The sequence below is a fragment of the Stenotrophomonas terrae genome (assembly GCF_001431465.1).
Taxonomy (GTDB): Bacteria; Pseudomonadota; Gammaproteobacteria; order Xanthomonadales; family Xanthomonadaceae; genus Stenotrophomonas; species Stenotrophomonas terrae.
In genome coordinates, this window is the sequence record NZ_LDJJ01000128.1 from 1 (window position 1) to 922 (window position 922).

Here is a 922-nt window from a genome sequence, read left to right on the forward strand (position 1 = left end):
CCCCTCTCCCCTTGCGGGGCGGTTGAGAGCAGCTTGCGAACCATTGGTTCGCTGCTCTCAGAGCGCCTTAGCGCAAGCGAAGGCCGGGGCGCGGAGCGGGGGCTGGCGAGAGGGGGACGCCTGCAAATCACCAAATCTCTGAAAATCCGCAGCTCCGCTCTGTTCCCCCGCTAAATCCCTCACCCACCTTCACCCCCGACCGGCCCCCAATCCGCGCTATACACCTGCCACTCCCCATCCTGCTCACGCCAGCCGGTAACCACTTCCTGCATCTGCCCACGCTCAGGCAACAGCCCACGACTACCTCCGGTCAGCAACACGGTGAACCGGACCGTAGCGGTTCCACCCTCGCCCATCTCCACCCGCAATGGCCCGGTCTGGATGCCCACCTTGGCATTGAGCAGCAGCTGCCCTCGCAGCAAGCGCTCCAATCCGGCTCGGTCCAGGCCCTGGTTGCCGACGAAGTCCGGCGCCACCGATCCCATGAACACGCCAGGCTTGCCCGCCTCCACGTTTTCCTGCATTGCAGCAAAGCTGGCCCGCAGGCGCTGCTCCGGCGGCTGCCGGCCACAAGCGACCAGCAAAAGCATGATCACCGCACAAAGCATGCAGTTGAAGACTGATCGGATCATCTATCCCTTCGCCTTTTCAATTCGGAACGGTATGCTGGCAACAATAACGCCGGCGCCCGCAAACCGGGCCTGACCACTAGAACATCCCATTTCCTGGAGGGGAAGATGACTCAAGAACGTCCTTGGCTGCAGAGCTACCCGGCTGGTGTCCCAGCTGAAATCGACGTCAACGAATTCCACTCCGTCGCCGACGTCTTCAATGCCTCGGTTGCCAAGTTCCGTGATCGCCCGGCCTATTCCAACTTCGGCAAGGTCCTGACCTATGGCGAAGCCGACGTGCTGGTCACCCA

Annotated in this window: 1 protein-coding gene and 1 pseudogene; one reads left to right on the forward strand and one right to left on the reverse strand. The window is 62.3% G+C overall.

The annotated features are described in order from the left end of the window. Positions 1-179: 179 nt before the first annotated feature. Complete coding sequence (locus ABB27_RS19045; protein WP_057630890.1) at positions 180-632, reverse strand: hypothetical protein; 453 nt, start codon at positions 630-632, stop codon at positions 180-182. 105 nt (positions 633-737) lie between these two features. Between ABB27_RS19045 and ABB27_RS19050 the strand changes: the two are divergent. Then, a pseudogene (locus ABB27_RS19050) lies at positions 738-922 on the forward strand (long-chain-fatty-acid--CoA ligase); the annotation flags it as partial.